This is a genomic window from Micromonospora sp. IBSANI012 (assembly GCF_052814045.1).
Map to the genome: position 1 here is coordinate 341,718 of NZ_CP199933.1, position 23,374 is coordinate 365,091.

The 23,374-nt window shown below is 72.8% G+C and carries 18 protein-coding genes; 11 read left to right on the top strand and 7 right to left on the bottom strand.

All coding sequences use genetic code 11. The annotated features are described in order from the left end of the window. Complete coding sequence (locus tag ACTWM8_RS01750) at nucleotides 1–2,097, bottom strand: S9 family peptidase (RefSeq protein WP_446212253.1); 2,097 nt, start codon at nucleotides 2,095–2,097, stop codon at nucleotides 1–3. Between the two features lie 92 nt (nucleotides 2,098–2,189). Here ACTWM8_RS01750 and ACTWM8_RS01755 point away from each other — a divergent pair, with 92 nt between their 5' ends. Further along, complete coding sequence (locus ACTWM8_RS01755; RefSeq protein WP_446212254.1) at nucleotides 2,190–3,566, top strand: FAD-binding oxidoreductase; 1,377 nt, start codon at nucleotides 2,190–2,192, stop codon at nucleotides 3,564–3,566. Between the two features lie 10 nt (nucleotides 3,567–3,576). On the opposite strand, the gene ACTWM8_RS01760 is transcribed toward ACTWM8_RS01755, so the two are convergent. Both ACTWM8_RS01760 and ACTWM8_RS01765 read right to left on the bottom strand, forming a co-directional pair. Continuing rightward, nucleotides 3,577–4,008 carry a hypothetical protein gene (locus ACTWM8_RS01760; protein WP_446212255.1) on the bottom strand — a complete coding sequence of 144 codons (432 nt, stop codon included), beginning with the start codon at nucleotides 4,006–4,008 and terminating at the stop codon, nucleotides 3,577–3,579. 51 nt (nucleotides 4,009–4,059) lie between these two features. Then, nucleotides 4,060–6,132 (bottom strand): SpoIIE family protein phosphatase, encoded by a 2,073-nt coding sequence (locus ACTWM8_RS01765; protein WP_446212256.1) that lies wholly within the window; start codon nucleotides 6,130–6,132, stop codon nucleotides 4,060–4,062. A 170-nt stretch (nucleotides 6,133–6,302) separates the two neighbouring features. Here ACTWM8_RS01765 and ACTWM8_RS01770 point away from each other — a divergent pair, with 170 nt between their 5' ends. Together ACTWM8_RS01770 and ACTWM8_RS01775 are read left to right on the top strand one after the other, a co-directional pair. After that, nucleotides 6,303–10,673, top strand: coding sequence for a HAMP domain-containing protein (locus ACTWM8_RS01770; protein WP_446212257.1), 4,371 nt, complete (start codon nucleotides 6,303–6,305; stop codon nucleotides 10,671–10,673). Next, nucleotides 10,670–11,227 carry a response regulator gene (locus ACTWM8_RS01775; protein ID WP_446212258.1) on the top strand — a complete coding sequence of 186 codons (558 nt, stop codon included), beginning with the start codon at nucleotides 10,670–10,672 and terminating at the stop codon, nucleotides 11,225–11,227. The genes ACTWM8_RS01770 and ACTWM8_RS01775 overlap by 4 nt, the downstream gene beginning before the upstream one ends. Before the next feature lie 115 nt (nucleotides 11,228–11,342). Here ACTWM8_RS01775 and ACTWM8_RS01780 read toward each other — a convergent pair whose 3' ends face one another. From ACTWM8_RS01780 to ACTWM8_RS01790, 3 genes are all read right to left on the bottom strand, one after another. Continuing rightward, complete coding sequence (locus tag ACTWM8_RS01780; protein ID WP_446212259.1) at nucleotides 11,343–12,539, bottom strand: NAD(P)/FAD-dependent oxidoreductase; 1,197 nt, start codon at nucleotides 12,537–12,539, stop codon at nucleotides 11,343–11,345. A 93-nt stretch (nucleotides 12,540–12,632) separates the two neighbouring features. Further along, complete coding sequence (gene sigJ, locus ACTWM8_RS01785) at nucleotides 12,633–13,577, bottom strand: RNA polymerase sigma factor SigJ (protein WP_446212260.1); 945 nt, start codon at nucleotides 13,575–13,577, stop codon at nucleotides 12,633–12,635. Nucleotides 13,578–13,692: 115 nt separating this feature from the next. Then, entirely contained in the window at nucleotides 13,693–14,214 is a 522-nt protein-coding gene (locus tag ACTWM8_RS01790; RefSeq protein ID WP_446212261.1) for a GbsR/MarR family transcriptional regulator, read from the bottom strand. A 92-nt stretch (nucleotides 14,215–14,306) separates the two neighbouring features. Here ACTWM8_RS01790 and ACTWM8_RS01795 point away from each other — a divergent pair, with 92 nt between their 5' ends. Next, the gene (locus ACTWM8_RS01795) at nucleotides 14,307–15,218 is read left to right on the top strand and encodes an ABC transporter ATP-binding protein (protein ID WP_446212262.1); all 912 of its coding nucleotides are present in this window, start codon (nucleotides 14,307–14,309) and stop codon (nucleotides 15,216–15,218) included. Then, the gene (locus ACTWM8_RS01800; RefSeq protein ID WP_446212263.1) at nucleotides 15,215–16,807 is read left to right on the top strand and encodes an ABC transporter permease; all 1,593 of its coding nucleotides are present in this window, start codon (nucleotides 15,215–15,217) and stop codon (nucleotides 16,805–16,807) included. Before ACTWM8_RS01795 ends, ACTWM8_RS01800 begins: the two co-directional genes overlap by 4 nt. Nucleotides 16,808–16,862: 55 nt before the next feature. Here ACTWM8_RS01800 and ACTWM8_RS01805 read toward each other — a convergent pair whose 3' ends face one another. After that, nucleotides 16,863–17,195 (bottom strand): STAS domain-containing protein, encoded by a 333-nt coding sequence (locus tag ACTWM8_RS01805; RefSeq protein WP_154940461.1) that lies wholly within the window; start codon nucleotides 17,193–17,195, stop codon nucleotides 16,863–16,865. 142 nt (nucleotides 17,196–17,337) lie between these two features. Between ACTWM8_RS01805 and hemL the strand changes: the two genes are divergently transcribed. From hemL to ccsB, 6 genes are read left to right on the top strand one after another with little or no spacing between them, the layout of a single operon-like run. Next, a complete protein-coding gene (gene hemL, locus ACTWM8_RS01810; protein WP_446212264.1) occupies nucleotides 17,338–18,675 on the top strand; it encodes a glutamate-1-semialdehyde 2,1-aminomutase in 1,338 nt (445 codons plus the stop codon). 5 nt (nucleotides 18,676–18,680) lie between these two features. Next, nucleotides 18,681–19,328 (top strand): histidine phosphatase family protein, encoded by a 648-nt coding sequence (locus tag ACTWM8_RS01815; RefSeq protein WP_446212265.1) that lies wholly within the window; start codon nucleotides 18,681–18,683, stop codon nucleotides 19,326–19,328. Beyond that, the gene (locus ACTWM8_RS01820; protein ID WP_446212266.1) at nucleotides 19,328–19,900 is read left to right on the top strand and encodes a TlpA family protein disulfide reductase; all 573 of its coding nucleotides are present in this window, start codon (nucleotides 19,328–19,330) and stop codon (nucleotides 19,898–19,900) included. The genes ACTWM8_RS01815 and ACTWM8_RS01820 overlap by 1 nt, the downstream gene beginning before the upstream one ends. Then, nucleotides 19,900–20,757, top strand: a complete 858-nt coding sequence (locus ACTWM8_RS01825) for a cytochrome c biogenesis CcdA family protein (RefSeq protein ID WP_446212267.1) — start codon at nucleotides 19,900–19,902, stop codon at nucleotides 20,755–20,757. The genes ACTWM8_RS01820 and ACTWM8_RS01825 overlap by 1 nt, the downstream gene beginning before the upstream one ends. Continuing rightward, nucleotides 20,757–22,382: a cytochrome c biogenesis protein ResB gene (gene resB / locus ACTWM8_RS01830; RefSeq protein ID WP_446212268.1), complete on the top strand. Its 1,626-nt coding sequence runs from the start codon at nucleotides 20,757–20,759 to the stop codon at nucleotides 22,380–22,382. The genes ACTWM8_RS01825 and resB overlap by 1 nt, the downstream gene beginning before the upstream one ends. After that, nucleotides 22,382–23,359, top strand: a complete 978-nt coding sequence (gene ccsB / locus ACTWM8_RS01835) for a c-type cytochrome biogenesis protein CcsB (RefSeq protein WP_446212269.1) — start codon at nucleotides 22,382–22,384, stop codon at nucleotides 23,357–23,359. The genes resB and ccsB overlap by 1 nt, the downstream gene beginning before the upstream one ends. Nucleotides 23,360–23,374 lie beyond the last annotated feature (15 nt).

Consider the following 23,374-nt stretch of genomic DNA (forward strand, 5'->3'; position numbering starts at 1 on the left):
TCAGGCGCGGCCGAGCTTGTCGAGGATCCAGGCGTTGATGAACGCCTCCTCGCGCCAGGAGTCGTACCGGCCGCTCGGGCCGCCGTGCCCGGCACCCATCTCGGTCTTGAGCAGGTAGTCGCCCTGCGGGGCGATCGCCCGCAGCCGGGCGATCCACTTCGCCGGCTCGTGGTAGAGCACCCGGGTGTCGTTGAGGCTGGTCACCGCGAGGATGGCCGGGTAGTCCACGGCCGCCACGTTCTCGTACGGGGTGTACGACTTCATGTACGCGTACACCTCCGGGTCGGCGAGCGGGTTGCCCCACTCCTCCCACTCGGTGACGGTCAGCGGCAGCGACGGGTCGAGGATCGAGGTGAGCGCGTCGACGAAGGGCACCTGCGCCACGATCCCGGCGAACGCGTCGGGGGCCAGGTTGGCGACCGCGCCCATCAGCAGCCCGCCGGCCGAGGCGCCCCGGGCGACCAGCCGGTCGCCGGCCGTCCAGCCGGCCTTGACCAGGTGGCGGGCGCAGGCCACGAAGTCGGTGAAGGTGTTCTTCTTGGCCAGCAGCTTGCCCTCGTCGTACCAGCGCCGGCCCAGTTCACCGCCGCCGCGGATGTGCGCCACGGCGAAGACGACGCCCCGGTCGAGCAGGGAGAGCCGGGCGATCGAGAACCACGGGTCCATGCTGGCCTCGTACGAGCCGTACCCGTAGATCACGCAGGGGGCCGAGCCGTCCTTGGGCGTGCCGGCGCGGCAGACCAGCGAGATCGGCACCCGGGTGCCGTCGTCGGCGAGCGCCCAGTCGCGGTGCTGCTCGTAGTCGGCCGGGTCGTACGCCCGCCCGTCCGGCCCCGGCCGCACCGGCTTGCGCCGGCGCAGCACCATCTGCCGGGTGACGAGGTCGTAGTCGTACACCGAGTCCGGGGTGACCAGGGAGGTGTAGCGCAGCCGGATCTCCCGGGTGCGGTACTCCGGGTTGGCGTCCAGGCCGACGCTGTAGATCGGCTCCGGGAAGTCGATGTCGTGGGCGTCGCCGTCGCCGACCGGGATGACCCGCAGGCCGGTGAGGCCGTTGCTGCGCAGCGAGACGACCAGGTGGTCGGAGAAGGCGTCGACCGACTCCAGCCGGGTGCCGGGGGAGTGCTCGATCAGCGGCACCCAGTCGCCCGGCGTGTCCGCCGAGGTGTACGCCAGCGCGAAGTCCTCCGCGCCGTCGTTGTGCAGGATCAGGAACCGGTGGCCGTGGTGCTCGACCGTGTACTCGATCCCCTGCCGGCGCGGGGCGATCACGGCCGGCTCGCCGGTGGGGTTGGCCGCCGGGACGACCCGGACCTCGCTGGTCACCTTGCTGTGGATGTCGATGAGCACGAAGCGCTCGGAGCGGGTCAGGTCGACGCCGACCCAGAACCGCTCGTCGTCCTCCTGGTGGACCACCACGTCCTCGGCCGACGGGGTGCCGACGGCGTGTCGCCACACCCGGTTGGGCCGCCACGCCTCGTCCACGGTGACGTAGAAGAGCACCGAGGCGTCCGCCGACCAGGCGCTGCCGTAGAAGGTGCCGGGCACCTCGTCGGCGAGCAGTTCGCCGGTGGTCAGGTCCTTGATCCGCAGGGTGAACCGTTCGTCCCCGGCGAAGTCCGTCGAGTACGCCAGCCAGCGCCCGTCGGGGCTGACGTCGAACGCGCCGAGGGCGAAGAAGTCGTGCCCCTCGGCGAGCAGGTTGCCGTCGAGCAGCACCTCCTCGCCGTCGAGCGGGGCGCCGTCCGCGCTGACCGGCGGCACCGTCTCGCCGTCGCGGACCGCCCGGCGGCAGTGCACGCCGTACTGCTGGCCCTCGACGGTGCGGGTGTAGTACCAGTAGCCGTCCTTGCGGCTGGGCACCGACAGGTCGGTCTCCTGGGTGCGCCGGCGGGTCTCCTCGAACAGCTCCGCGCGCAGCCCTTCCAGGTGCGCCGTGCGGGCCTCGGTGTACGCGTTCTCGGCGGTCAGGTGGGCGATCGTCGCCGGATCGTCCTTGGCGGCGAGCCAGGCGTACTCGTCGATGACGATGTCGCCGTGGTGGGTGCGCTCGGCGGGTACCCGGTTCGCGACGGGCGCGGAGGTCTTCTTGGTCACGGGCGTCACGTTACCGGCCGGGCAACGCCCGCGACCCGGCCTCTTCGCCCGACCCGCCGCCAGGTCTTTCGAACATGTGTACGATGACCGGCATGGCGGCAGCAGCACGTTCCACCGGCGCAATGGCGATCACCCGACGGCTCACCGCGATCTGCGGTCCCTCCTTCGCCCGCTTCGCCGGGGCGGCCGACGAGGTCGCCGGGCGGGCCGCCCGCTGGGTGGCGGTGCCCGGCGGCGCCGAGGCCGCCGCCGAGGTGCTGCGGCTGGCCGCCCGGCACGACCTGAGCGTGGTGCCCCGGGGCGCCGGCACGAAGATCGACTGGGGTGCGGCACCGGCGCGGGTCGACGTCATGCTCGACACCGGCCGGCTCGCCGGCCTCGGCCACCAGCCGGTCGGCTCGCCGGTGGCCGAGATCGGCGCCGGCACCCCGCTGCGCGCGGTGCAGTCCATCCTGGAGCGCACCGGCCGGCGGCTGCCGCTGGATCCGTCCTCGCCCGGTGCCACCCTCGGCGGGGTGCTCGCCGCCGACGAGGCCGGCCCGCTGCGCCACCGGTACGGCACCGCCTGCGAGCAACTGGTCGGCCTGCGCTGGCTGGACGCCGACGGCGAGCTGGTCAGCGCGGGCGCGGCCGAGCCGCCGGCCGGGCCGGCGCCGGTCGGGCTCGACGTGGGCCGGCTGCTCTGCGGCTCGCAGGGCGGGCTCGGGGTGCTGGTCTCGGCCACGCTGCGGGTGCAGGCCGTGCCGGCCAGCCGGGTCTGGGTGACCCGGCCGGTGTGGACGCCGCTGGAGGTGCACGACCTGGTGTGCGCGGTGCTCGCCGCCCGCCTCGACCCGGCCGCCGTCGAGCTCGACCTGCCCGCTGCCGGGTCCCGGTCGCACCGGCCGGTGCACCCGTCGCTGGCGGCGGCCCGCGCCAACCACCCCTCGATGGCCGGGCGGCGGGGCGAGCAGTCGGCGGCGCGCGGCGGCGCCGGGACCCTGGCGGTGCTGCTGGAGGGGGGTCCGGCCGACGTCACCGAGCGGGCCGAGCGGCTGGTCGCACTCTTCGAGGGCCAGGCGAGCGTGCTCGACGCGGCTCCGCCGTGGTGGCGGCGCTACCCGTTCGGGCCGGGCGACACCGCGTTGCGCATCGAGGTGCCGATCACCGACCTGCACGCCGCGGTCTACGCGCTGCGGGACGCGGCCGGCGCTCCGGTCCCGGTGCGCGGCTCCGCCGGCCTGGGCGTGGTGCACGCGGCCCTGCCCGGGGGGCTGTCCGGCGACCGGGTCGCCTCGATCCTCGCCGCCGTACGCGGGGTGCTGCTCGCCCGGCGGGGGCGGTGCGTGGTGGTCAACGCGCCCGAGCCCGTCCGGCAGGCCGTCGACGTGTGGGGTGAGGCGGCGGTGATTCCCCGGCTCCGGGCGGCGAAGGACCATCTCGACCCGCACCGGCGGCTCGCCCCGGGCCGCCTGCCCGGCGGGCTCTGAGCGCCGGCGGTCAGTCCAGCCACCAGCGCTGCATGTCGTGCAGCGCCGGGGTGAAGCGCAGCACCGTCAGCGCGAGCGTGGTGAGGGTGGCGGCGAGCAGCAGGGCGCGGGCGCGCGGCGACAGCCGGTCCCGCTCCCGGGCCAGCACCGCTGCGGTGTAGAGGGCCAGCGCCGGCCCGAGCACGACTCCCGTGAGATACAGCAGGGACACGGCCAGGTAGAGCCAGGCGAACGGGTTCGCCCCGCTCATCCCGAACGGCACCATGTCCTTCGGGTCGTACTGGCCGGTGACCATGTCCGCCGGGCCCACCCCGGCACTGGCCATCCGACCCAGGTAGGCCGCCGCCAGCACGACGAGCGCCCCGGCGAGCAGGAGGTGCCCGGCGAGGATGACGCCGACCCGGGGGCGGCGTTCCTCGCTGACACCCACGACATCCGACATGCGGTCACGGTACTCGCATCGACGTACGTGCGATGTCCCTGGCGTTCGGGCTCAGAGGGCGTCGTTGCGGAGCACCAGGATGGCGATGTCGTCCCGGGGCGCCTCCACCGAGAAGTTGATCGCGGTGGCGCGCAGCCGGGCGGCGACCACGTCGGCCGAGTACCCGGCCAGCGGGGCGGCCGCGTCCCGGAGCCGGTCGACGCCGAACAGCTCCCGGCCGCGCCGGCGCTCGGTCACCCCGTCGGTGTAGAAGACCAGCGAGTCGCCAGCTGCGAGGGGGATCTCCGCCGTCGGCGAGGTGATCGTGTCGATCAGCCCCAGCGCGGTGCCGCCGGTGCCGACGAAGGCGGCGCCCCCGGTGCCGCGCAGCAGCACCGGGCGGTCGTGGCCGGCCAGGTGCAGCGAGACGTCGAGCTGCCCGTACCGGCCCGGCCCGACGGCGGCGAGCGCCAGGGTGCAGTAGCGCCCGCCGCCGCGCTCCACCAACGTCTCGTTCAGCCGGGCCAGCACCTCGGGCAGCGGCTTGCCGTCGCCGACCAGCACCCGGATCACGTCCCGCACCAGCCCGGTGACCGCCGCCGCCTGCACGCCCTTGCCGGAGACGTCGCCGATCACCACCAGCCAGCGCCCGTCGGGCAGCGGCAGCACGTCGTAGAAGTCGCCGCCGACCTCGGCGTCGTCGCCGGTCGGGACGTACTCGGCGGCGAAGCCGATCCCCTCGACCACCGGCAGCACCGGCGGGAGCAGCGACTGCTGCAGGGTCTGGGCCACCCGGCGCCGCTCGGCGTGGATCCGGGCGTTCTCGATGGCGAGGGCGGCCCGGCGGGCCACGTCCTCCAGCACGGCGATCTCGTCCGGGTCGTGCCGGTGCCGCAGGTGCCGGCCCACCGCCAGGGTGCCCAGCCGCTGGCCGCGGGCGATCAACGGCACGGCGAAGCCCTCCATCGGGGGGCCCAGCGGCACCTGCGCGGCGCTGCGGGACGCCTCCCGCAGCCGGGCCTGGACCGAGTCCGGGCCGACCTCCTGGAGCACCTTGTGCAGCTGGGGCAGCATCGACTCGTCGGCGTGGCTGGAGGCGGCCAGCCGCAGCCGGCCCCACTCGTCGGTGGTGTGCACGGCGCACCACTGGCCGAGCCGGGGCACCACCAGCTGCGGGATCAGCGCCATGGTCAGCTCGACGTCCAGCGACTGGGCGAGCAGCTCGCTCGCCTCGGCGAGGAAGGTCAGCCACGCCTGCCGGCGGACGTCCGCCCGGCGCAGCCGGTCGTTCTCCAGGTGCAGCGACAGCCGTTCGGCGGCGAGCACGGCGAGCGGTCGCGCGTACGCCGAGGGGGCCGCGTCCAGCTCCAGCTCCCCGGCGTACGGGCGGTGCACCGCTAACGGCACCTGGAGCAGCTCGTTGCCCGGGCGGGGTTGGCGGCCGTACCGGGCCAGCGGCTGGGCGCCCTGCCCGTCGCCCCGGTCCAGCCGGATCACGCCGCCGGCCGCGCCCACCATCTCGGCGACCCGGGTGAGCAGGTCGGCGGCGAAGTCGGGCAGCGGATCGTCGGCGTTCGGGTCGGGGCTGGTCTGGGTCAGTTCGCTCATCGCGGCGGCGCTCGGCGCGGAACTCGCCGCCACGGTGCCCTCCCCGCCGTTCGCGGGGACGTGCTCCAGCGCCACCGGGCCGTCCGGCACGGTGCCGCCGGGGCGGTCCAGCCGGAACCAGACCCCCTTGCCGGTGGGCAGGTACGTCGTCCCCCAGCGGCTGGCGAAGTGGTCGACGAGCAGCAGCCCCCGGCCCCGCTCGGAGACCTCGTCGATGTTCTCGGTGTCGCTGCGGATGCCGACCACCAGCTCGTCCACCGGGCCGGTGGCGAAGTCGGAGACGGTTACGGTGAGCCCGACCGGGTCGGCGACGACCTCGATGTCCAGTTCGGTGCGGGCGTGCTCCACCGCGTTGGTGGAGAGTTCGGTGGTCAGCAGCAGCGCCTCGTTGAGCAGGTCGTCGAGGTCGGCCTCGGCCAGCACCGAGCGGACCAGCGCCCGGGCGGCGGCGGGCGTACGCCGGTCGGCGGGCAGCCGGACGCGCCGGACGTGCTCGTCCTGGCCCCCGTCCGACGCGGGCCCCGTCTCCGCTGACACCCTCGTATCCTCCATCGCTGCCGGCCGGGTGCCAAGCCGGACGGCGCGACACGGACGGCGCCACACCGGGCGCGCGGCGCACTTCGCGTCCGTGGATCGACACCCGCGCGGGCACAATGATGGGATGGCGGCGTGTCGGCAAGCGCCGGTGGCCCCGAGCTGAGCGAGGAATGATGAGCGCGAAACAGTCGGTGACCGCGGATCCGTCCGCGTCCGAGCACGCGGCGCTTCTCGTCGAGCTGGCGGAGGCGCTGCGCCGGGTGCGGGGCGGCGACTTCAAGGTCCGGCTGCCCCGGCGGGCGGGTGCGGCCGGTGAGGTGGCGGACGCCTTCAACGACGTGGTGTCGATCCAGGAGCGGCAGCACCTGGATCTGCGCCGGATCAGCCGGGTCGTCGGACGGGACGGCCGGCTCACCGAACGCCTCGACGAGGAGGGGTTCGACGGTTCCTGGGCGGAGGGGCAGCGGGCGATCAACTCGCTGATCGACGACCTGGGGCGGCCGACCACCGAGATCGCCCGGGTGATCGTGGCGGTGGCCGACGGCGACCTCTCCCAGCACATGGCGCTGGAGATCGACGGTCGCCCGCTGCGCGGTGAGTACCTGCGCATCGGCCGCACGGTCAACACGATGGTCGACCAGCTGTCGTCCTTCTCCAACGAGGTGACCCGGGTGGCCCGCGAGGTGGGCACCGAGGGCAAGCTCGGCGGCCAGGCCGACGTCCGGGGCGTCGCCGGCACCTGGAAGGACCTCACCGACTCGGTGAACACCATGGCGTCGAACCTGACCGGCCAGGTGCGGTCGATCTCGCAGGTGGCGACGGCGGTGGCCAAGGGCGACCTGTCCCAGAAGATCACCGTCGGGGCGCGCGGCGAGGTGGCCGAGCTGGCCGACACGATGAACTCCCTCACCGACACCCTGCGGCTCTTCGCCGAGCAGGTGACCCGGGTGGCCCGCGAGGTGGGCACCGAGGGCAAGCTCGGCGGTCAGGCGGAGGTGCCGAACGTCGCCGGCACCTGGAAGGACCTGACCGACAGCGTCAACTCGATGGCGTCGAACCTGACCTCGCAGGTGCGCAACATCGCCCAGGTCTCCACGGCGGTGGCCCGGGGCGACCTGTCGCAGAAGATCACCGTGGCGGCGCAGGGCGAGATCCTGGAGCTGAAGGACACCGTCAACACGATGGTGGACCAGCTCTCGTCGTTCGCCGACGAGGTGACCCGGGTGGCCCGCGAGGTGGGCATCGAGGGCAAGCTGGGTGGCCAGGCCCAGGTGCGCGGGGTCTCCGGCACCTGGCGCGACCTCACCGAGAACGTCAACCAGCTCGCCGGCAACCTGACCAGCCAGGTCCGCAACATCTCGCAGGTCTCCACCGCGGTCGCCAAGGGCGACCTGTCGCAGAAGATCACCGTCGACGCGCAGGGCGAGATCCTGGAGCTGAAGAACACCGTCAACACGATGGTGGACCAGCTCTCGTCGTTCGCCGACGAGGTGACCCGGGTGGCCCGCGAGGTGGGTACCGAGGGCAAGCTGGGTGGTCAGGCGCAGGTCAAGGGCGTCTCGGGTACGTGGCGGGACCTGACCGACAACGTGAACTCGATGGCGTCGAACCTGACGTCGCAGGTGCGCAACATCGCCTCGGTCACCACGGCGGTGGCGAAGGGTGACCTGTCGCAGAAGATCACGGTGGACGCCCGGGGCGAGATCCTGGAGCTGAAGTCGACGGTGAACACGATGGTGGATCAGCTGTCGTCGTTCGCGGACGAGGTGACCCGGGTGGCCCGCGAGGTGGGCACCGAGGGCAAGCTCGGCGGCCAGGCCCAGGTGCGCGGCGTGGCCGGCACCTGGCGGGACCTGACCGACAACGTGAACTCGATGGCGTCGAACCTGACCGCCCAGGTGCGCAACATCGCCCAGGTCTCCACCGCCGTCGCCAAGGGCGACCTGTCGCAGAAGATCACGGTGGACGCGCAGGGCGAGATCCTGGAGCTGAAGTCGACGGTGAACACGATGGTGGATCAGCTGTCGTCGTTCGCGGACGAGGTGACCCGGGTGGCCCGCGAGGTGGGCACCGAGGGCAAGCTGGGTGGTCAGGCGCAGGTCAAGGGCGTCTCGGGTACGTGGCGGGACCTGACCGACAACGTGAACTCGATGGCGTCGAACCTGACGTCGCAGGTGCGCAACATCGCCTCGGTCACCACGGCGGTGGCGAAGGGTGACCTGTCGCAGAAGATCACGGTGGACGCGCAGGGCGAGATCCTGGAGCTGAAGTCGACGGTGAACACGATGGTGGACCAGCTGTCGTCGTTCGCCGACGAGGTGACCCGGGTGGCCCGCGAGGTCGGCATCGAGGGCAAGCTCGGCGGTCAGGCCCAGGTGAAGGGCGTCTCCGGCACCTGGCGCGACCTGACCGAGAACGTCAACCAGCTCGCCTCGACGCTCACCACCCAGCTGCGGGCGATCTCCCAGGTGTCCACCTCGGTGACCCGGGGCGACCTGACCCAACGGATCGCGGTCAAGGCGCAGGGCGAGGTCGCCGAGCTGAAGGACAACATCAACCAGATGATCGTCACCCTCCGGGAGACGACCAAGAAGAACGCCGAGCAGGGCTGGCTCGACTCCAACCTGGCCCGGATCGGCGGCCTGCTCCAGGGCCAGCGGGACCTCGGCGAGGTCTGCCGCATGATCATGATGGAGGTGACCCCGCTGGTCGACGCGCAACTGGGCGCGTTCTTCCTGGCGGACACCTCCGAGGGCGTGATGCGGCTGCGGCTGACCGCCTCGTACGGCTACGTGGCGCGCGGCCACGACGTGACCTTCGGGCCCGGGGAGGGGCTGGTCGGTCAGGCGGCGCTGTCCCGCCGCACGATCCGGGTCAACGCGCTGCCCGACGGGCGGCTCACCCTGCGCTCCGGGTTGGCCGAGACGCCCCCGGCCGACCTGGTCGTGCTCCCGGTCCTCTTCGAGGGCGAGCTGCTGGGCGTGATCGAGTTCGCCAGCGTGGCCCGCTTCTCCGAGCTGCACCTGGCGTTCCTGGAGCGGCTGGTGCTCACCACCGGCATCGCGGTCAACACCATCCAGGCCAACCGGCGTACCGAGGAGCTGCTGGCGCAGTCGCAGCGGCTGGCTCTGGAGCTGCAGGACCAGTCGGCGGAGTTGCAGCGCACCAACGCCGAGCTGGAGGACAAGGCCAAGCTGCTCTCCGAGCAGAAGGGCAACATCGAGACCAAGAACCGCGAGATCGAGCTGGCCCGGCTCGGCCTGGAGGAGAAGGCGCAGCAGCTCACCCGGGCCTCGGCGTACAAGTCGGAGTTCCTGGCCAACATGAGCCACGAACTGCGGACGCCGCTGAACTCACTCCTGCTGCTGGCCCGGCTGCTGGCCGAGAACTCGGAGCAGAACCTCAGCCGCAAGCAGATCGAGTTCGCCCGCACCATCCACAGCGCCGGCTCGGACCTGCTCTCCCTGATCGACGACATCCTGGACCTGTCCAAGATCGAGGCCGGCCGGATGGACGTCCAGCCGACCGAGATCCGGTTCGACGAGATCCGCGGGTACGTCGAGCAGGCGTTCGCCCCGCAGGCCGAGGAGAAGGGCCTGGACTTCCAGGTACGGGTGGCCAAGGAGCTGCCGCCGGCACTGGTCACCGACGCCCAGCGGTTGCAGCAGATCCTGCGCAACCTGCTCTCCAACGCGGTCAAGTTCACCGACAACGGCGCGGTGACGTTGCGGATCGCGCCGGCGCCGGAGAACGCGGTCTTCGACGTGCCGGCGCTGACCAACGCCCGGCAGGTGATCGCGTTCACCGTGATCGACACCGGCATCGGGGTCTCGGACGACAAGCTGTCGCTGATCTTCGAGGCGTTCCAGCAGGCCGACGGCACCACCAGCCGCCGCTACGGCGGCACGGGGCTGGGGCTGTCGATCAGCCGGGACCTGGCCCGCCTGCTGGGCGGCACGATCACCGTCACGTCGGCGCCCGGTCAGGGCTCGACGTTCACCCTCTTCGTACCCGACGTGCTGGCGCCGGACGCGGTGGTGGCGCCGCAGGCCCCGTCGCCGCAGCGCGCGGGCCTGCCCTCGTCGTTGCTGATGCCGCCGATGGAGCTGCTGCCCCAGCCGCCGGAGGCCCCGGCCACCCGGCAGCTCGACGGCGCCACGGTGCTGATCGTCGACGACGACGTACGGAACGTGTTCGCGCTGACCTCCGCGTTGGAGTTGCACGGCATGGCCGTGTTGTACTCGGACAACGGGGCGGACGGGGTCCGCCTGCTGGCCGAGCATCCGGAGGTGGACATCGTGTTGATGGACGCGATGATGCCGGACCAGGACGGGTACGAGACGACCCGGCAGATCCGGCGCAACCACCGCTTCGCGGACCTGCCGATCGTCTTCCTGACCGCGAAGGCGATGCCGGGTGACCGCGAGTCGGCGCTCGCGGCCGGCGGTAGCGACTACATCACCAAGCCGGTCGACCTGGACGAGCTGATCGAGTTGATGGCTTCCTGGATCAGCGGCAGCCGAGGCGAGGAGACTTCGTGACACAGACGGCCAAGGCGTTGCTGGTGGACGACCGTCGGGAGAACCTGATGGCCCTGGAGGCGATCCTGCAGGGGCTCCCGGTGCAGTCGGTGGCCGTGGAGAGCGGTGAGGCGGCGCTCAAGCAACTGCTGGTGGACGACTTCGCGGTGATCCTGCTGGACGCGCAGATGCCGGACATGGACGGGTTCGAGACCGCCAGCCACATCAAGCGGCGGGAGCGGACCCGGCACGTGCCGATCATCTTCCTCACCGCCGCCGACAAGGACGCGCAGCTCGCCCTGCGCGGCTACGCGGTGGGCGCGGTCGACTACCTCACCAAGCCCTTCGACCCGTGGGTGCTGCGGGCCAAGGTGTCGGTCTTCGTGGAGCTCTGGGTGAAGACCCGGCAGCTCGCCGCGCAGTCCGACCTGGTGCGGGAGCGGGACGCCCAGTGGCGGGTGCTCACCGACGCGGTGGACGAGGCGTCGTCGCTGCTGCGCGGCAACGACGACCTGGACACCCGCGACCGGGCGGTGGAGATCCTGGAACAGGCCCGCTGGGGCAACACCGCCTGATCCGCGTTACGCGTCCCGGGTCCTCTCGTCGGCCCTCCGCCCGGCGATCGTCGCCGCTTGGACCGACAGCGAAGCGGACGGCCTCGCATCGAGGGCGCCCGCTTCGCCCCGTGCACTAGGCCAGCGTCTTGACGGCCGAGCCCGCCGTGGCCCGCTCCCGCGCGACGCGGCGGCGCCGGGTTGGCATCCCGAGCGTCGGGTTCGCGACGCCCCAGGCGGCGCCTTTGCAGATCAGTTCCTTGTAGACGGCGGCCAGCTGACCGGTCAGTGCCGCCCGCACGGCGCGGTCGTCGGCGGTCACGTACTGGATCACGCCTTCCCTGCGGCCCAGGGAGATGCACTGTTGGAAGTAGCGGATCGGCATGTTCGGGAGCTTCCCGCCGGTCAGGCGCGCGGCGATCGCGTCGGCGGCCTGCCACGCGGCCGGAGTGCCCGAGGCGCACGACATCCGCAGCGGCTTGTCGCCCGGTCCCATCGCGTAGGCCGCGTCGCCGACGGCGTACACGTCGGGGTGCGAGACCGAGCGCATGGTCCCGTCGACCACGATCTGACCGGGTCCGGTGACCTCCAGGGCGGTCGCCTTCGCGATCGGGTGGACCGCGAAGCCGGTGGTCCACACGGTGACCGCAGCCGGGATGGCCTTGCGGTCGGCGGTCGTGACCCGGTCGGCTTCGACGCCGGTGACGTCTGCGTGCTCGTGCACGGTGATGCCGAGCTTGTCGAAGACCTTCCGCAGGTGCCCGCGGCCCTTGGGTGAAAGCCAGTCGCCGAGGTCGCCGCGGGCGGCGAGGGCGACGTCGAGGTCCGGGCGGGCTTCAGCGATTTCGGCCGCGGCCTCCAGACCGGTGAGGCCGCCGCCGACGACGGTCACGGTCTGCCCGGCCTCCAGGCGACCCAGGCGCTCGCGCAGCCGGAGCGCTCCGGGGCGGCTGGCGATCTCATGGGCGTACTTGGCGGTGCCGGGGACCCCTTGGGCGTTCCAGCCGCTGCCGAGGGCGTACACGAGGGTGTCGTACTCCAACTCCTCGGCGCCGTTCCCGTCGATGACGGCGACGGTCCTGCGGTCGACGTCGACGCCGGTGACCTCTGCGAGCTTCAGCTCGACGCCGGTGCCCGCGAACATCTCGCTGAAGGGCCGGGGCTTGAGGTCCTGGCCGACCGCCAGTTGGTGCATCCGGACCCGCTCCACGAAGTCGGGTTCGGCGTTGACGAGGGTGATGGCGACGTCCTCGCGGTGCAGCCGCTTGGCGAGGCGGCCGGCAGCGATGGCTCCGGTGTATCCGGCTCCGAGGACGATGACGCGGTGCTGCATCTCGGTGCTCCTGTCTGCTGCGGGTTCGCCACTTGAACCGGGCAACCCGCCGTTTCCTGACAGGACCGCGATGTGAAGCACCTCACACGAGGGTCAGAAGGCCTTGAACAGCGGTTCCCCGTGGTCGGCGGCCGCGAACCGCTCGGTCGCGCGCGCCAGCTTGTCGGGGTTGACCTGGTTACGGAACGCGGCGATGCCCTCGCCGGTGACCTCCAGGCACATGACGCCGACGACCCGGCCGTCGACGACCGCCACGACGGCGGGGTCGCCGTTGGCGGTCCAGGCGTAGACCTCCGGCGCGCCGCCGACGATGGCGCGCTTGGCCTCGCCGGGTTTGAACAGGCCCCGCAGGAACGTGGCGACCGCGAGGGCGCCCTGGAACGCCTTGGCGCGGGCCGGGACCTTCCCGCCGCCGTCGCCGATCGAGATCGCGTCCTCGGTGAGCAGCCGGACGAGCGGCTCGGTCCGGCCGCTGGTGGCGGCCGCGAGGAACTCCTCGACTATCCGCCGGGCAGCGGTCTCGTCGATCTCGGTGCGGGCCTTGCCGTTCGCCACATGCTTCTTGGCGCGATGGAAGATCTGCTGGCTGGCGGCCTCGGTGATGTCGAGGATCTCGGCGATCTCCCGGTGCGGGTAGTCGAAGGCCTCCCGTAGCACGTACACCGCCCGCTCGCTGGGGGTAAGGCGCTCCATGAGGGTGAGCACCGCGTACGAGACCGATTCGCGCTGCTCGGCGGTGTCGGCCGGGCCGAGCATCGGATCCCCGGCGAGCAGCGGCTCGGGAAGCCATTGGCCCACGTAGGTCTCGCGCCGTGCCCGCGCGGAGGTGAGCTGGTTGAGGCACAGATTGGTGAGCACCTTCGTCAGCCAGGCCTCGGGGACCTCGATGCGGTCGACCTCGGCGGCCTGCCAGCGCAGGAACGTCTCCTGCACAGCGTCCTCGGCCTCGCCGGCGGAGCCGAGGAGGCGGTAGGCGATGGTCTCCAGGCGGTGCCTGGCGGCCTCGAACCGGTCGACGTCGCTCGCGGTCAAGGGCATGGCCCCGATCCTAGGCGGGGTGGGGTGGCGAACGGGCGCAAGATTTTCCGGTCATGGGAAGCCCGTACACCCGTGGCTGGCCCGGGCGACCCACCACCCGACGCCTCGAGTGAACCTACTGACGGTCGCCCTCAGCCGGGTGGCCCGGGTGGCCGGTGGCGGCCCGCCGGGCCCGCCAGCGCTCGCCGAGCGAGTCGATTTCCTCCTGAACGAAGACGAAGAAGTCCCGCATCTCGGCCACCCGCTCGCCGGCAGGGGTGTCCCGCCCGCGCAGCGCGTCCACGCCTCCGCCGGCGATGTCGATGAAGGTCTTGTAGAGCCCGGTCTTGGTGATGGTCGCCTCGTACCAGGGGTTGTCCGGCATCCGGTAGCGGTCGCGACGGGAGCCCTTGACCGGCTCGCGGACCAGCATGCCGAACTGGGTGAGATAGCGGACAGCGCCGGAGACGGCCGCGGCGCTGACCCCGAGCCGCTCGCCGATCTCGGCGGCGGTCAGCGGCTCGTCCGCGCTCATCACCGTGAAGAGCACCCGGGCGGCCATCCGGGGAAATCCCACGTCGGCGAAGGCCATCGCCATCCGCTCGACGAAGAGGTGGATCTCCTCCTCGTTCCGGCTGGACGGGCTCTCGGCAGACATCGGCGCGGCTCCTCGGTGCTCATCGGGATTCTGATCGTGCCTCAGATCTCACAGACTTCACAAGTTTGTGAAACAAGTGTAGCTTCCGAATCATGGAAACTCCCATTGAGGTGTCCGGCCTGGTCAAGACCTACGGCCGGATCCGGGCGCTCGACGGCCTCGACCTCAGCGTCCGCGCCGGAGAGGTGCACGGCTTCCTCGGGCCCAACGGCTCCGGCAAGTCCACCACCATCCGGGTGCTGCTCGGCCTGCTGCGGACGGACGCGGGGGCCGTCCGACTGCTCGGCGGCGACCCGTGGCGCGACGCGGTCGCGCTGCACCGCCGGCTGGCGTACGTCCCCGGCGACGTGACCCTCTGGCCCAACCTCTCCGGCGGCGAGGTGATCGACCTGCTCGGCCGGATGCGCGGTGGGCTCGACCCGAAGCGCCGCGCCGAGCTGCTGGAGTCCTTCGAGCTGGACCCGCGCAAGAAGGGCCGGGCCTACTCCAAGGGCAACCGGCAGAAGGTCGGCCTGGTCGCCGCGCTCGCCTCCGACGTCGAGCTGCTCATCCTCGACGAGCCGACCTCAGGGCTGGACCCGCTGATGGAGGAGGTCTTCCAGCAGTGGGTGCGCCGGGCCAAGCAGGACGGCCGGACGGTGCTGCTCTCCAGCCACATCCTCGCCGAGGTGGAGGCGCTCTGCGACCGGGTCACCATCATCCGCAACGGGCGGAACGTGGAGACCGGGACGCTGACCGAGCTGCGCCACCTGCACCGCACCGCCATCGACGCCGAGATCTCCGCCCCGCTGGACGGCCTGGCCGACCTCCCCGGCGTGCACGACCTGCGGGTGGAGGGCAGCCGGGTGCGCTTCGACGTGGACAACCCGGCGCTGGACGCCGCGCTGCGCCGGCTGGCCGAGCTGGGCGTACGGAGCCTGGTCAGCCAGCCGCCGACGCTGGAGGAGCTGTTCCTGCGGCACTACGGGACGACGGCCGATGAGTCGGCCGGGGCGAACCGATGAGCACCCTCACCGGCACCCGGCACCTCATCCGACTGATCCTGCGCCGGGACCGCGTCCTGCTGCCGCTCTGGGTGCTGGTGCTGGCCGTGCTGCCGATGACGTACGCGACGAGCTTCTTCGAGCTCTTCCCGACCGCCGCCGACCGGGCCGCGTACGCCACCGGCACCGCGACGAACCCTTCGATCATCGCCCTGCTCGGCCCGGTGTACGGCGACAGCGTCGGCGCGCTCACCGCCCAGCGGGGCGGCTTCCTCACCCTGATCGTCGGGCTGGTCAGCCTGCTCAGCGTCATCCGGCACACCCGCACCGAGGAGGAGGCCGGCCGCCGCGAGCTGCTCGGCGCCACCGTGCTCGGCCGGTACGCCGGCCTGACCGCCGCGCTGACCGTCACCTATGCGGCGAACCTGCTGCTCGGCCTGCTCACCGCGGCCGGCCTGGCCGCCACCGGCCTGCCGGCGGCCGGCTCGCTCGGGTACGGGCTGTCGACCGCGCTGGTCGGGGTCGTCTTCGCCACCGTGGGTGGGCTCGCCGCCCAGCTCACCGAGACGGCCGGCGGCGCGCGGGGGATCGCCGTCGGGGTGCTCGGCCTGGCCTTCGCGCTCCGGCTCGCCGGTGACACCGCGGAGCGGGACTGGCCGAGCTGGCTCTCGCCGTTGGGCTGGGCCCCGCGCATCCGGGCGTACGAGGGTGAGCGCTGGTGGGTGCTGGCGCTGCCCGTCGCGCTGACCGTGCTGCTCGGCGCGCTGGCGTACCCGCTGTCGGTGCGCCGCGACCTGGGCGCCGGGCTGCTGCCGCCCCGGCTCGGGCCGGCGCACGCCGGACGCGGGTTGTCCGGGCCGTTCGGGCTGGCCTGGCGACTGCACCGGGGCGCGCTGCTCGGCTGGTCGGTCGGCTTCGGGCTGCTCGGGCTGATCCTCGGCGGCGCGGCCGAGGCGGCCGGCAGGTCGGTCGAGGGCAACGCCCAGCTCGAGGAGATCATGGCCCGCTTGGGCGGTTCGTCCGCGCTCGCCGAGGCGTACCTGGGCAGCACGCTCGCCTTCGTCGGCCTGGCCACCGCCGGCTACGGCATCGCGGCCGCGCTGCGGATGCGTACGGAGGAGGCGGCCGGCCGGGCGGAGCCGCTGCTGGCCACCGGGGTGCACCGGTCCCGCTGGCTCGCCTCGCACCTGCTCTTCGCCCTGGTCGGGCCGGTGGTGGTGCTGGCCGTCTCCGGGCTCGCCACCGGGCTCACCTACGGGCTGAGCGTGGGTGACGTGCCGGGCCAGCTGCCGCGGATGCTCGGCGCGGGGCTGGCGCAGGTGCCGGCGGCCTGGGTGCTGGCCGGCCTGGCGGTGCTGCTCTACGGGCTACTGCCCCGGTTCGCGCCGGTGGCCTGGGGGGTGCTCGTGGTCTGCGTGCTGCTCGGTCAGCTCGGCGCGGTGCTGGAGCTGAGCCAGTGGCTGCTGGACGTCTCCCCGTTCACCCACACCCCGCAGGTGCTCGGCGGCTCGTGGACCGCCACCCCGCTGCTGGCCCTCACCGCCCTGGCCGTCCTGCTGGCCGTGACCGGCCTGACCGGCTTCCGCCGCCGGGACGTCCCCACCACCTGATCCGGTCGTGAGGTGGGCGGCGGCTGAGCCGTCCACCGCACGGTCGCGGCGACGGTCAGGGGGCGGTCTCGTTGCGGATCATCAGGGCGGAGCGCAGCCCGGTGATGTCCAGGACGCGGAGCAGGAAGTCGCCGACGTTGCTGAGCACCAGCAGGGTCCGCGCGTGGCTGGCCTTGCGGCTGAGCACGACCAGGGTGCCGAGCCCCTGGGAGTCGCAGAACGTGACGCCGCCCAGGTCGAGCACGATCCGCGGCGGGGGGTCGGCGAGCACCTCGTTGACGACGGTCGACAGTTGGCCGGCCGTGAGCATGTCGATCTCACCGGCCAGGCGAAGCACCACTTCATCGCCCGTCCGGTGTACCGTGATGGACAGTTCGGCACGATCCACCCGGTCAGCCTATCGCTATCTCGACGCCCCGGCCCGGTGAGCCTCTTCGGGCCGACGGGCACGCGCACCGGGGGTGAGTCTGGTAACCCCGCCCCGGGGTGGCTGCCGATTGGCCGTTCGGCGCTGACACAATGGCGACATCGTGACCGACATATTCTCCGCCGGATCCGGCCGCTACCCGGCCGACGCGCCGGCCTCCGAGGCCCTGTTCGACCGCGCCAAGGCCATCGTGCCGGGCGGGGTGAACTCCCCCGTGCGCGCCTTCCGGGCCGTCGGTGGCACCCCGCGCTTCATGGTCCGGGGGGAGGGCCCCTGGCTCTACGACGCCGACGGCCGGCGCTACGTCGACCTGGTCTGCTCCTGGGGGCCGCTGATCCTCGGTCACGCCCACCCCGAGGTGGTCGAGGCCATCCGGGAGGCCGCCGGCAAGGGCACCAGCTTCGGCACGCCGACGCCGGGCGAGGTCGAGCTGGCCGCGGAGATCGTCGACCGCACCCCGGTCGAGCAGGTCCGGCTGGTCAACTCCGGCACCGAGGCCACCATGTCGGCGATCCGACTGGCCCGCGGCTTCACCGGTCGTTCAAAGATCATCAAGTTCTCCGGCTGCTACCACGGCCACTCCGACGGGCTGCTCGCCGCCGCCGGCTCCGGCGTGGCCACCCTCGGCCTGCCCGACTCGCCCGGCGTCACCGGCGCGGCGGCGGGCGACACCATCGTGCTGCCGTACAACGACATCACGGCGGTGGAGAAGGTCTTCGCCGACGAGGGCCGGCACATCGCCGCGGTGATCACCGAGGCCGCCGCCGGCAACATGGGCGTGGTCGCCCCGCGCGACGGCTTCAACCAGCGGCTCGCCGCGATCGCCCACGCCGAGGGCGCGCTGCTCATCGTCGACGAGGTGATGACCGGTTTCCGGGTCTCCCGCGCCGGCTGGCACGGGCTCGACCCGTCCGACGCCGACCTGTGGACGTACGGGAAGGTCATGGGCGGCGGCCTGCCCGCCGCCGCGTTCGGCGGGCGCACCGAGATCATGGCTCGACTGGCCCCCGCCGGCCCGGTCTACCAAGCCGGCACGCTCTCCGGTAACCCGCTGGCCTGCGCCGCCGGCCTGGCCACCCTGCGGCTCGCCGACGACGCGCTCTACCGCCGGCTCGACGAGACGGCCGCCACCGTGGGCCGGCTCGCCGCCGACGCGCTGGCCGCCGCCGGGGTCCCGCACCGCCTGTCGTACGCGGGCAACATGTTCTCGATCTTCTTCACCGACGCCGAGGTGCGCGACTACGACAGCGCCCGCACCCAGCAGGTGCCCGCCTTCAAGGCGTTCTTCCACGCGATGCTCGCAGCCGGCGTCTACCTGCCGCCGAGCGCGTTCGAGTCGTGGTTCGTCTCGGCGGCGATAGACGACGCCGCACTGGAGCAGATCGCGGCCGCGCTGCCGACGGCGGCGAACGCGGCGGCAGCGGCGGGCCACGGGGGGTAGGGAACGTGAGCGCAACGGTTGTCCACGTGCTGCGGCACGGCGAGGTGCACAACCCGGACCAGATCCTGTACGGGCGGCTGCCCGGCTTCCGCCTGTCGGAGCTGGGCATCCAGATGGCGAAGGCGGCGGCGCAGGCGCTCGCCGAGCGGGAGATCGTGCACGTGGTGGCGAGCCCGCTGGAGCGCGCCCAGCAGACCGCCGAGCCGATCGCCGCCCAGTTCGGGCTCCCCGTCGGGGTGGACGAGCGGCTGATCGAGAGCGCCAACTGGTTCGAGGGCAAGAAGGTCTCGCCGGGCGACGGCTCGTTCCGCGACCCGCGCAACTGGTGGGTGCTGCGCGACCCGGTCACCCCCTCCTGGGGCGAGGCCTACCAGGCGATCGCGGAGCGGATGTTCGCCGCGCTGCACGCCGCCCGGGTCGCCGCCGAGGGGCGCGAGGCCGTCCTGGTCTCCCACCAGCTGCCGATCTGGACGCTGCGCCGCCACGTCGAGCGCAAGCGGCTCTGGCACGACCCGCGCCGCCGGCAGTGCGGCTTGGCCAGCCTCACCTCGTTCCATTTCGACGGCGCGAAGGTCAGCGGAATCGGCTACAGCGAGCCCGCCGCGCACCTGATCGCGATGTCGACGACAGCCCGGACGGCCAAGGGGGCCTGATGCGTTCCCGGAGGCCGATCGCCGTCCTGCTCGCCGCCGTCACCGCCGGGACGGCGCTGGTCGGCTGCTCCGCCGAGAACGGGGAGAGCCGCTGCGCCAACGACGGCGGCATCGTCGCCTGTGCGCCGGACCAGCGCTCGGCCGCCCCGAAGATCGCCGGTGAGCTGCTCACCGGCGGCCGGTACGACGTCGCCGAGGCTCGTGGGCAGGTGGTCGTGCTCAACTTCTGGGGCTCGTGGTGCGCGCCCTGTCGGGCCGAGGCCGACGACCTGGAGGCCACCTACCAGGCCACCAAGGCGACCGGGGTGACCTTCCTCGGCATCAACGTGCAGGACAGCCGGGACAAGGCGGTCGCCTTCGAGGAGGGCCGGGTCACCTACCCGAGCCTGTTCGACCCGGCGAGCCGGCTGGCGCTCGCCCTGGAGATCCCGCCGAACACCGTCCCGGCCACCGTCGTGCTCGACCGCGGCGGCCGGGTCGCCACCGTGATCCGGGCGGCCGTCAAGCAGGACGGACTGCAACCGATCGTCGAGCGGATCGCGGCCGAGCAGCCGGCCGCCGGTTCCCGCTGATGGGCGAGACGTTCCGCCAGGTCGCCGAGTCGGGTCCGCTGCTGCTGGCGATCGGAGCGGCGGCGCTCGCCGGGCTGGTCAGCTTCCTCTCCCCGTGCGTGCTGCCGCTGATGCCCGGCTACCTGTCGTACGTGACCGGGCTCGCCGGCGCGGACCTGGAGGGGCGGGCGCGGGCCGAGGGGCCCCCGGCCGGTGGCGCGGCCCCGCCCGGTGACGCGGGTGCGGCCGGCGGCGGGGTGGCCGTCGCGACGCCCGTGGCCGCCCGGCCGGCGGCCGCGGTCAAGGGGCGGGTGCTCGCCGGGACGCTGCTCTTCATCGCCGGTTTCACCGTCGTCTTCACCGCCACCGCGATCCTCTTCGCCAGCTTCGGCCGGGTCTTCTTCGACCACGAGCGGACGCTGGAGATCGTCATCGGCGCGCTGGTCGTGGTGCTCGGGCTGAACTACCTGGGCGTGGTGCCCGGCATGCAGCGCGAGTTCCGCATCCAGCGGCTGCCCGCCGCCGGGCTGCTCGGGGCGCCGGTCCTCGGCGCGGTCTTCGCGCTGAGCTGGCTGCCCTGCACCGGCCCGACGTTGGGCGCGGTGCTCGGCATGGCCACCGCGGCCGGCAAGACCGACCGGGCCGTGGTGCTGGCCGTGGCCTACTGCCTCGGCCTGGGGGTCCCGTTCGTCGTCTTCGGGCTGGGCTTCCACCGCCTGCTCGGGGTCTTCCGCGCCGTGCGGCGCAACAGCCGCTGGGTCACCCGCATCGGCGGCGCCCTGTTGATCCTGATCGGCCTGGCGCTGGTCACCGGCGGGTGGCAGAACTTCGTGATCTGGCTGCAGACGACCGTGGGCGTGGGCGAGGTGAGCATCTGATGACGACCGTGGACGACCGGCCGGCCACCCCGCCGGCCGAGGCGCCCCGGCGGCGGCCCAACCCGGTGCTGGCCCTGCTGCGCAACTCGTGGCGGCAGCTCACCAGCATGCGTACCGCCCTGGTGCTGCTCTTCCTGCTCGCGGTCGCCGCCATCCCCGGCTCGGTGCTGCCGCAGCGCGGGGTCAACCCGGAGAAGGTGAACGAGTACTTCCGGGCGCACCCGGAGCTGGCCCCGCAACTCGACCGGATCGGCGCCTTCGAGGTCTTCGGCTCGGTCTGGTTCTCCGCGATCTACCTGCTGCTGTTCGCCTCGCTGGTCGGCTGCATCCTGCCCCGGATGCGCGACCACCTGCGCGCGCTGCGCTCCCGGCCGCCGGCCGCGCCGAAGCGGCTGGAGCGGCTGCCGCAGCACGCCGTGCTGCCGGCGCACGCGCCCACCGACCCGGCGGCGATCGCCGCCGTGCTGCGCCGGCGCCGCTGGCGGGTCGAGGTGCGCGGCAACGAGGTCTCCGCCGAGAAGGGCTACCTCAAGGAGACCGGCAACCTGCTCTTCCACACCTCGCTGGTCGCCCTGCTGATCGGGGTCGCGCTCGGCTCCTGGTACGGCTGGCACGGCAACCGGCTGCTGGTCGCCGGCGAGGAGAACGCCTTCTGCAACACCCGCCAGCAGTACAGCGAGGCCTCCCTCGGCCCGCGGGTGGACAGCGCCGACCTGCCCGGGTTCTGCCTGACCCTGGACAACTTCGACGCCCGGTTCCTCCCCTCCGGCCAGCCGGAGAGCTACCGGGCCTCGGTGACCGTGGACGAGCCGGACGGGTCGAAGCGGGCGGCCGGCTTCTCGGTCAACTCGCCGCTGCGGCTCGGCTCCGCCAACGTCTACCTGCTCGGCCACGGGTACGCCCCAATGCTGAAGTACACCGACCGGTACGGGCGCAGCCAGACCAGCACCGTGCCGTTCCTGACCTCCGGGGACGCCAACCTCACGAGTGAGGGTGTGGCCGCCTTCCCGGACGCCAACGTCGACCCGAACACCGGCAGGCGCGCCGCCGACCAGCAGGTCGCCTTCGACGGGCTCTACCTGCCGACCGCGCCGGACACCGCGCCCTTCGTCGAGTCGAAGTACCCGACCGAGCGGAACCCGGCGGTGGTGCTGCGGGCGTACCGGGGGAACCTCGGGCTGGACGCCGGCATCCCCGGCTCGGTCTACCAGCTCGACCAGCGCCAGGTGACCACCGGCAAGCTCAAGCAGGTCGGTGAGAAGAAGCTGGGCGTCGGCGAGAAGTGGACCCTGGACGACGGCAGCAGCCTGGAGTTCCTCGGCACCAAGCCGTACATCACGCTCTCGGTGCGGCACGCCCCCGGCCAGACGCTGATGCTCGGCGCCTGCGTGGTGCTGCTGGGCGGGCTGATGGGCTCGCTCTTCGCCCGCCGCCGGCGGGTCTGGTTCCGGGTGGCCCCCGTCGACCCCGACAGTGGATCTCCGACGAACGGTAGTAGTTTGGTGGAGGCCGGTGGGCTGCCGCGCACCGAGCATCCAGGGTTCGCCGACGAGTTCGCGCAGCTGGTGGCCGCGGTCAGCGGCGACGAGCGGCCCGACGGGCGGGCGCGAGAGGGAGTCGAGTGATGTCCGCAGTCTCCGACCAGCTGGTGTCGTTCGCGATCCTGGCGTACCTGGTCGCGATGATCAGCCACGCCGTCGAGTACGCGCTGGGCAACGTCCGCGCGGTGTCGGCCGCCCCCGCCCGTGAGTTGGTCGGCGCCGGGGTGGGCGCCACCGGCGGCCCGGTCGACGCCCCCGCCGCGCCGGTGGCCGCCGAGACCCGGCGGAGCCGGTCGGCGCAGCGGGCTCGGCTGGCCGGGCGGATCGCCGCCGGGATCACCGTGCTGGCCGCCGCGCTGCACCTCGGGGCGCTGGTCACCCGGGGCATCGCCGCTGAGCGGATGCCCTGGGGCAACATGTACGAGTTCGTGCTGACGGTCACCTGGATCGGCACGGCGGCCTGGCTGGCGGTGCTCGTCAAGCGCCCCGCGCTGCGCCGGCTGGGGCTCTTCCTCACCCTGGTGATGGTGCTGCTGCTCGCCTTCGCCGAGCTGAAGCTCTACGTCCAGGTGGTGCCGCTGATGCCGGCGCTGCAGTCCTACTGGTTCATCGTCCACGTGTCGACGATCGTGTTCAGCTCGGGCATCTTCCTGCTGGGCGTGGTGCCGGCAATGGCGTTCCTGATCCGCAACGGGTACGAGCAGGGCAAGCGGAGCTTCCCGTACACGCTGGCCCGGCGGCTGCCCGCGGCGGCCGGCCTGGAGCGGCTGACCTTCGCGCTGCACGCCTTCGCGTTCCCGATCTTCACCTTCGCGGTGATCGCCGGCGCGATCTGGGCCGAGGCGGCCTGGGGTCGGGCCTGGGGCTGGGACCCGAAGGAGACCTGGGCGTTCATCTCCTGGGTGGTCTACGCCGGCTACCTGCACGCCCGGGCGACCCCGAGCGTGAAGCGCAACGTGGCCACCTGGATCGCCGTGCTCGGCTTCCTGACCATGCTGATGAACCTGTTCGGGGTGAACTTCTTCTTCACCGGCCTGCACTCCTACGCCGGCGTGAACTGACCAGCGTGTGGTGGC

Bases quoted from the DNA above. Each gene is read 5' to 3' on its own strand.
- resB (WP_446212268.1), top strand. From the start codon at position 20,757: ATGACGACCGTGGACGACCGGCCGGCCACCCCGCCGGCCGAGGCGCCC.
- ACTWM8_RS01795 (WP_446212262.1), top strand. From the start codon at position 14,307: ATGGAAACTCCCATTGAGGTGTCCGGCCTGGTCAAGACCTACGGCCGG.
- ACTWM8_RS01755 (WP_446212254.1), top strand. From the start codon at position 2,190: ATGGCGGCAGCAGCACGTTCCACCGGCGCAATGGCGATCACCCGACGG.
- sigJ (WP_446212260.1), bottom strand. From the start codon at position 13,577: ATGCCCTTGACCGCGAGCGACGTCGACCGGTTCGAGGCCGCCAGGCAC.
- ACTWM8_RS01820 (WP_446212266.1), top strand. From the start codon at position 19,328: ATGCGTTCCCGGAGGCCGATCGCCGTCCTGCTCGCCGCCGTCACCGCC.
- ACTWM8_RS01825 (WP_446212267.1), top strand. From the start codon at position 19,900: ATGGGCGAGACGTTCCGCCAGGTCGCCGAGTCGGGTCCGCTGCTGCTG.
- ACTWM8_RS01760 (WP_446212255.1), bottom strand. From the start codon at position 4,008: ATGTCGGATGTCGTGGGTGTCAGCGAGGAACGCCGCCCCCGGGTCGGC.
- ACTWM8_RS01800 (WP_446212263.1), top strand. From the start codon at position 15,215: ATGAGCACCCTCACCGGCACCCGGCACCTCATCCGACTGATCCTGCGC.
- ACTWM8_RS01780 (WP_446212259.1), bottom strand. From the start codon at position 12,539: ATGCAGCACCGCGTCATCGTCCTCGGAGCCGGATACACCGGAGCCATC.
- ACTWM8_RS01770 (WP_446212257.1), top strand. From the start codon at position 6,303: ATGATGAGCGCGAAACAGTCGGTGACCGCGGATCCGTCCGCGTCCGAG.
- ccsB (WP_446212269.1), top strand. From the start codon at position 22,382: ATGTCCGCAGTCTCCGACCAGCTGGTGTCGTTCGCGATCCTGGCGTAC.
- ACTWM8_RS01790 (WP_446212261.1), bottom strand. From the start codon at position 14,214: ATGTCTGCCGAGAGCCCGTCCAGCCGGAACGAGGAGGAGATCCACCTC.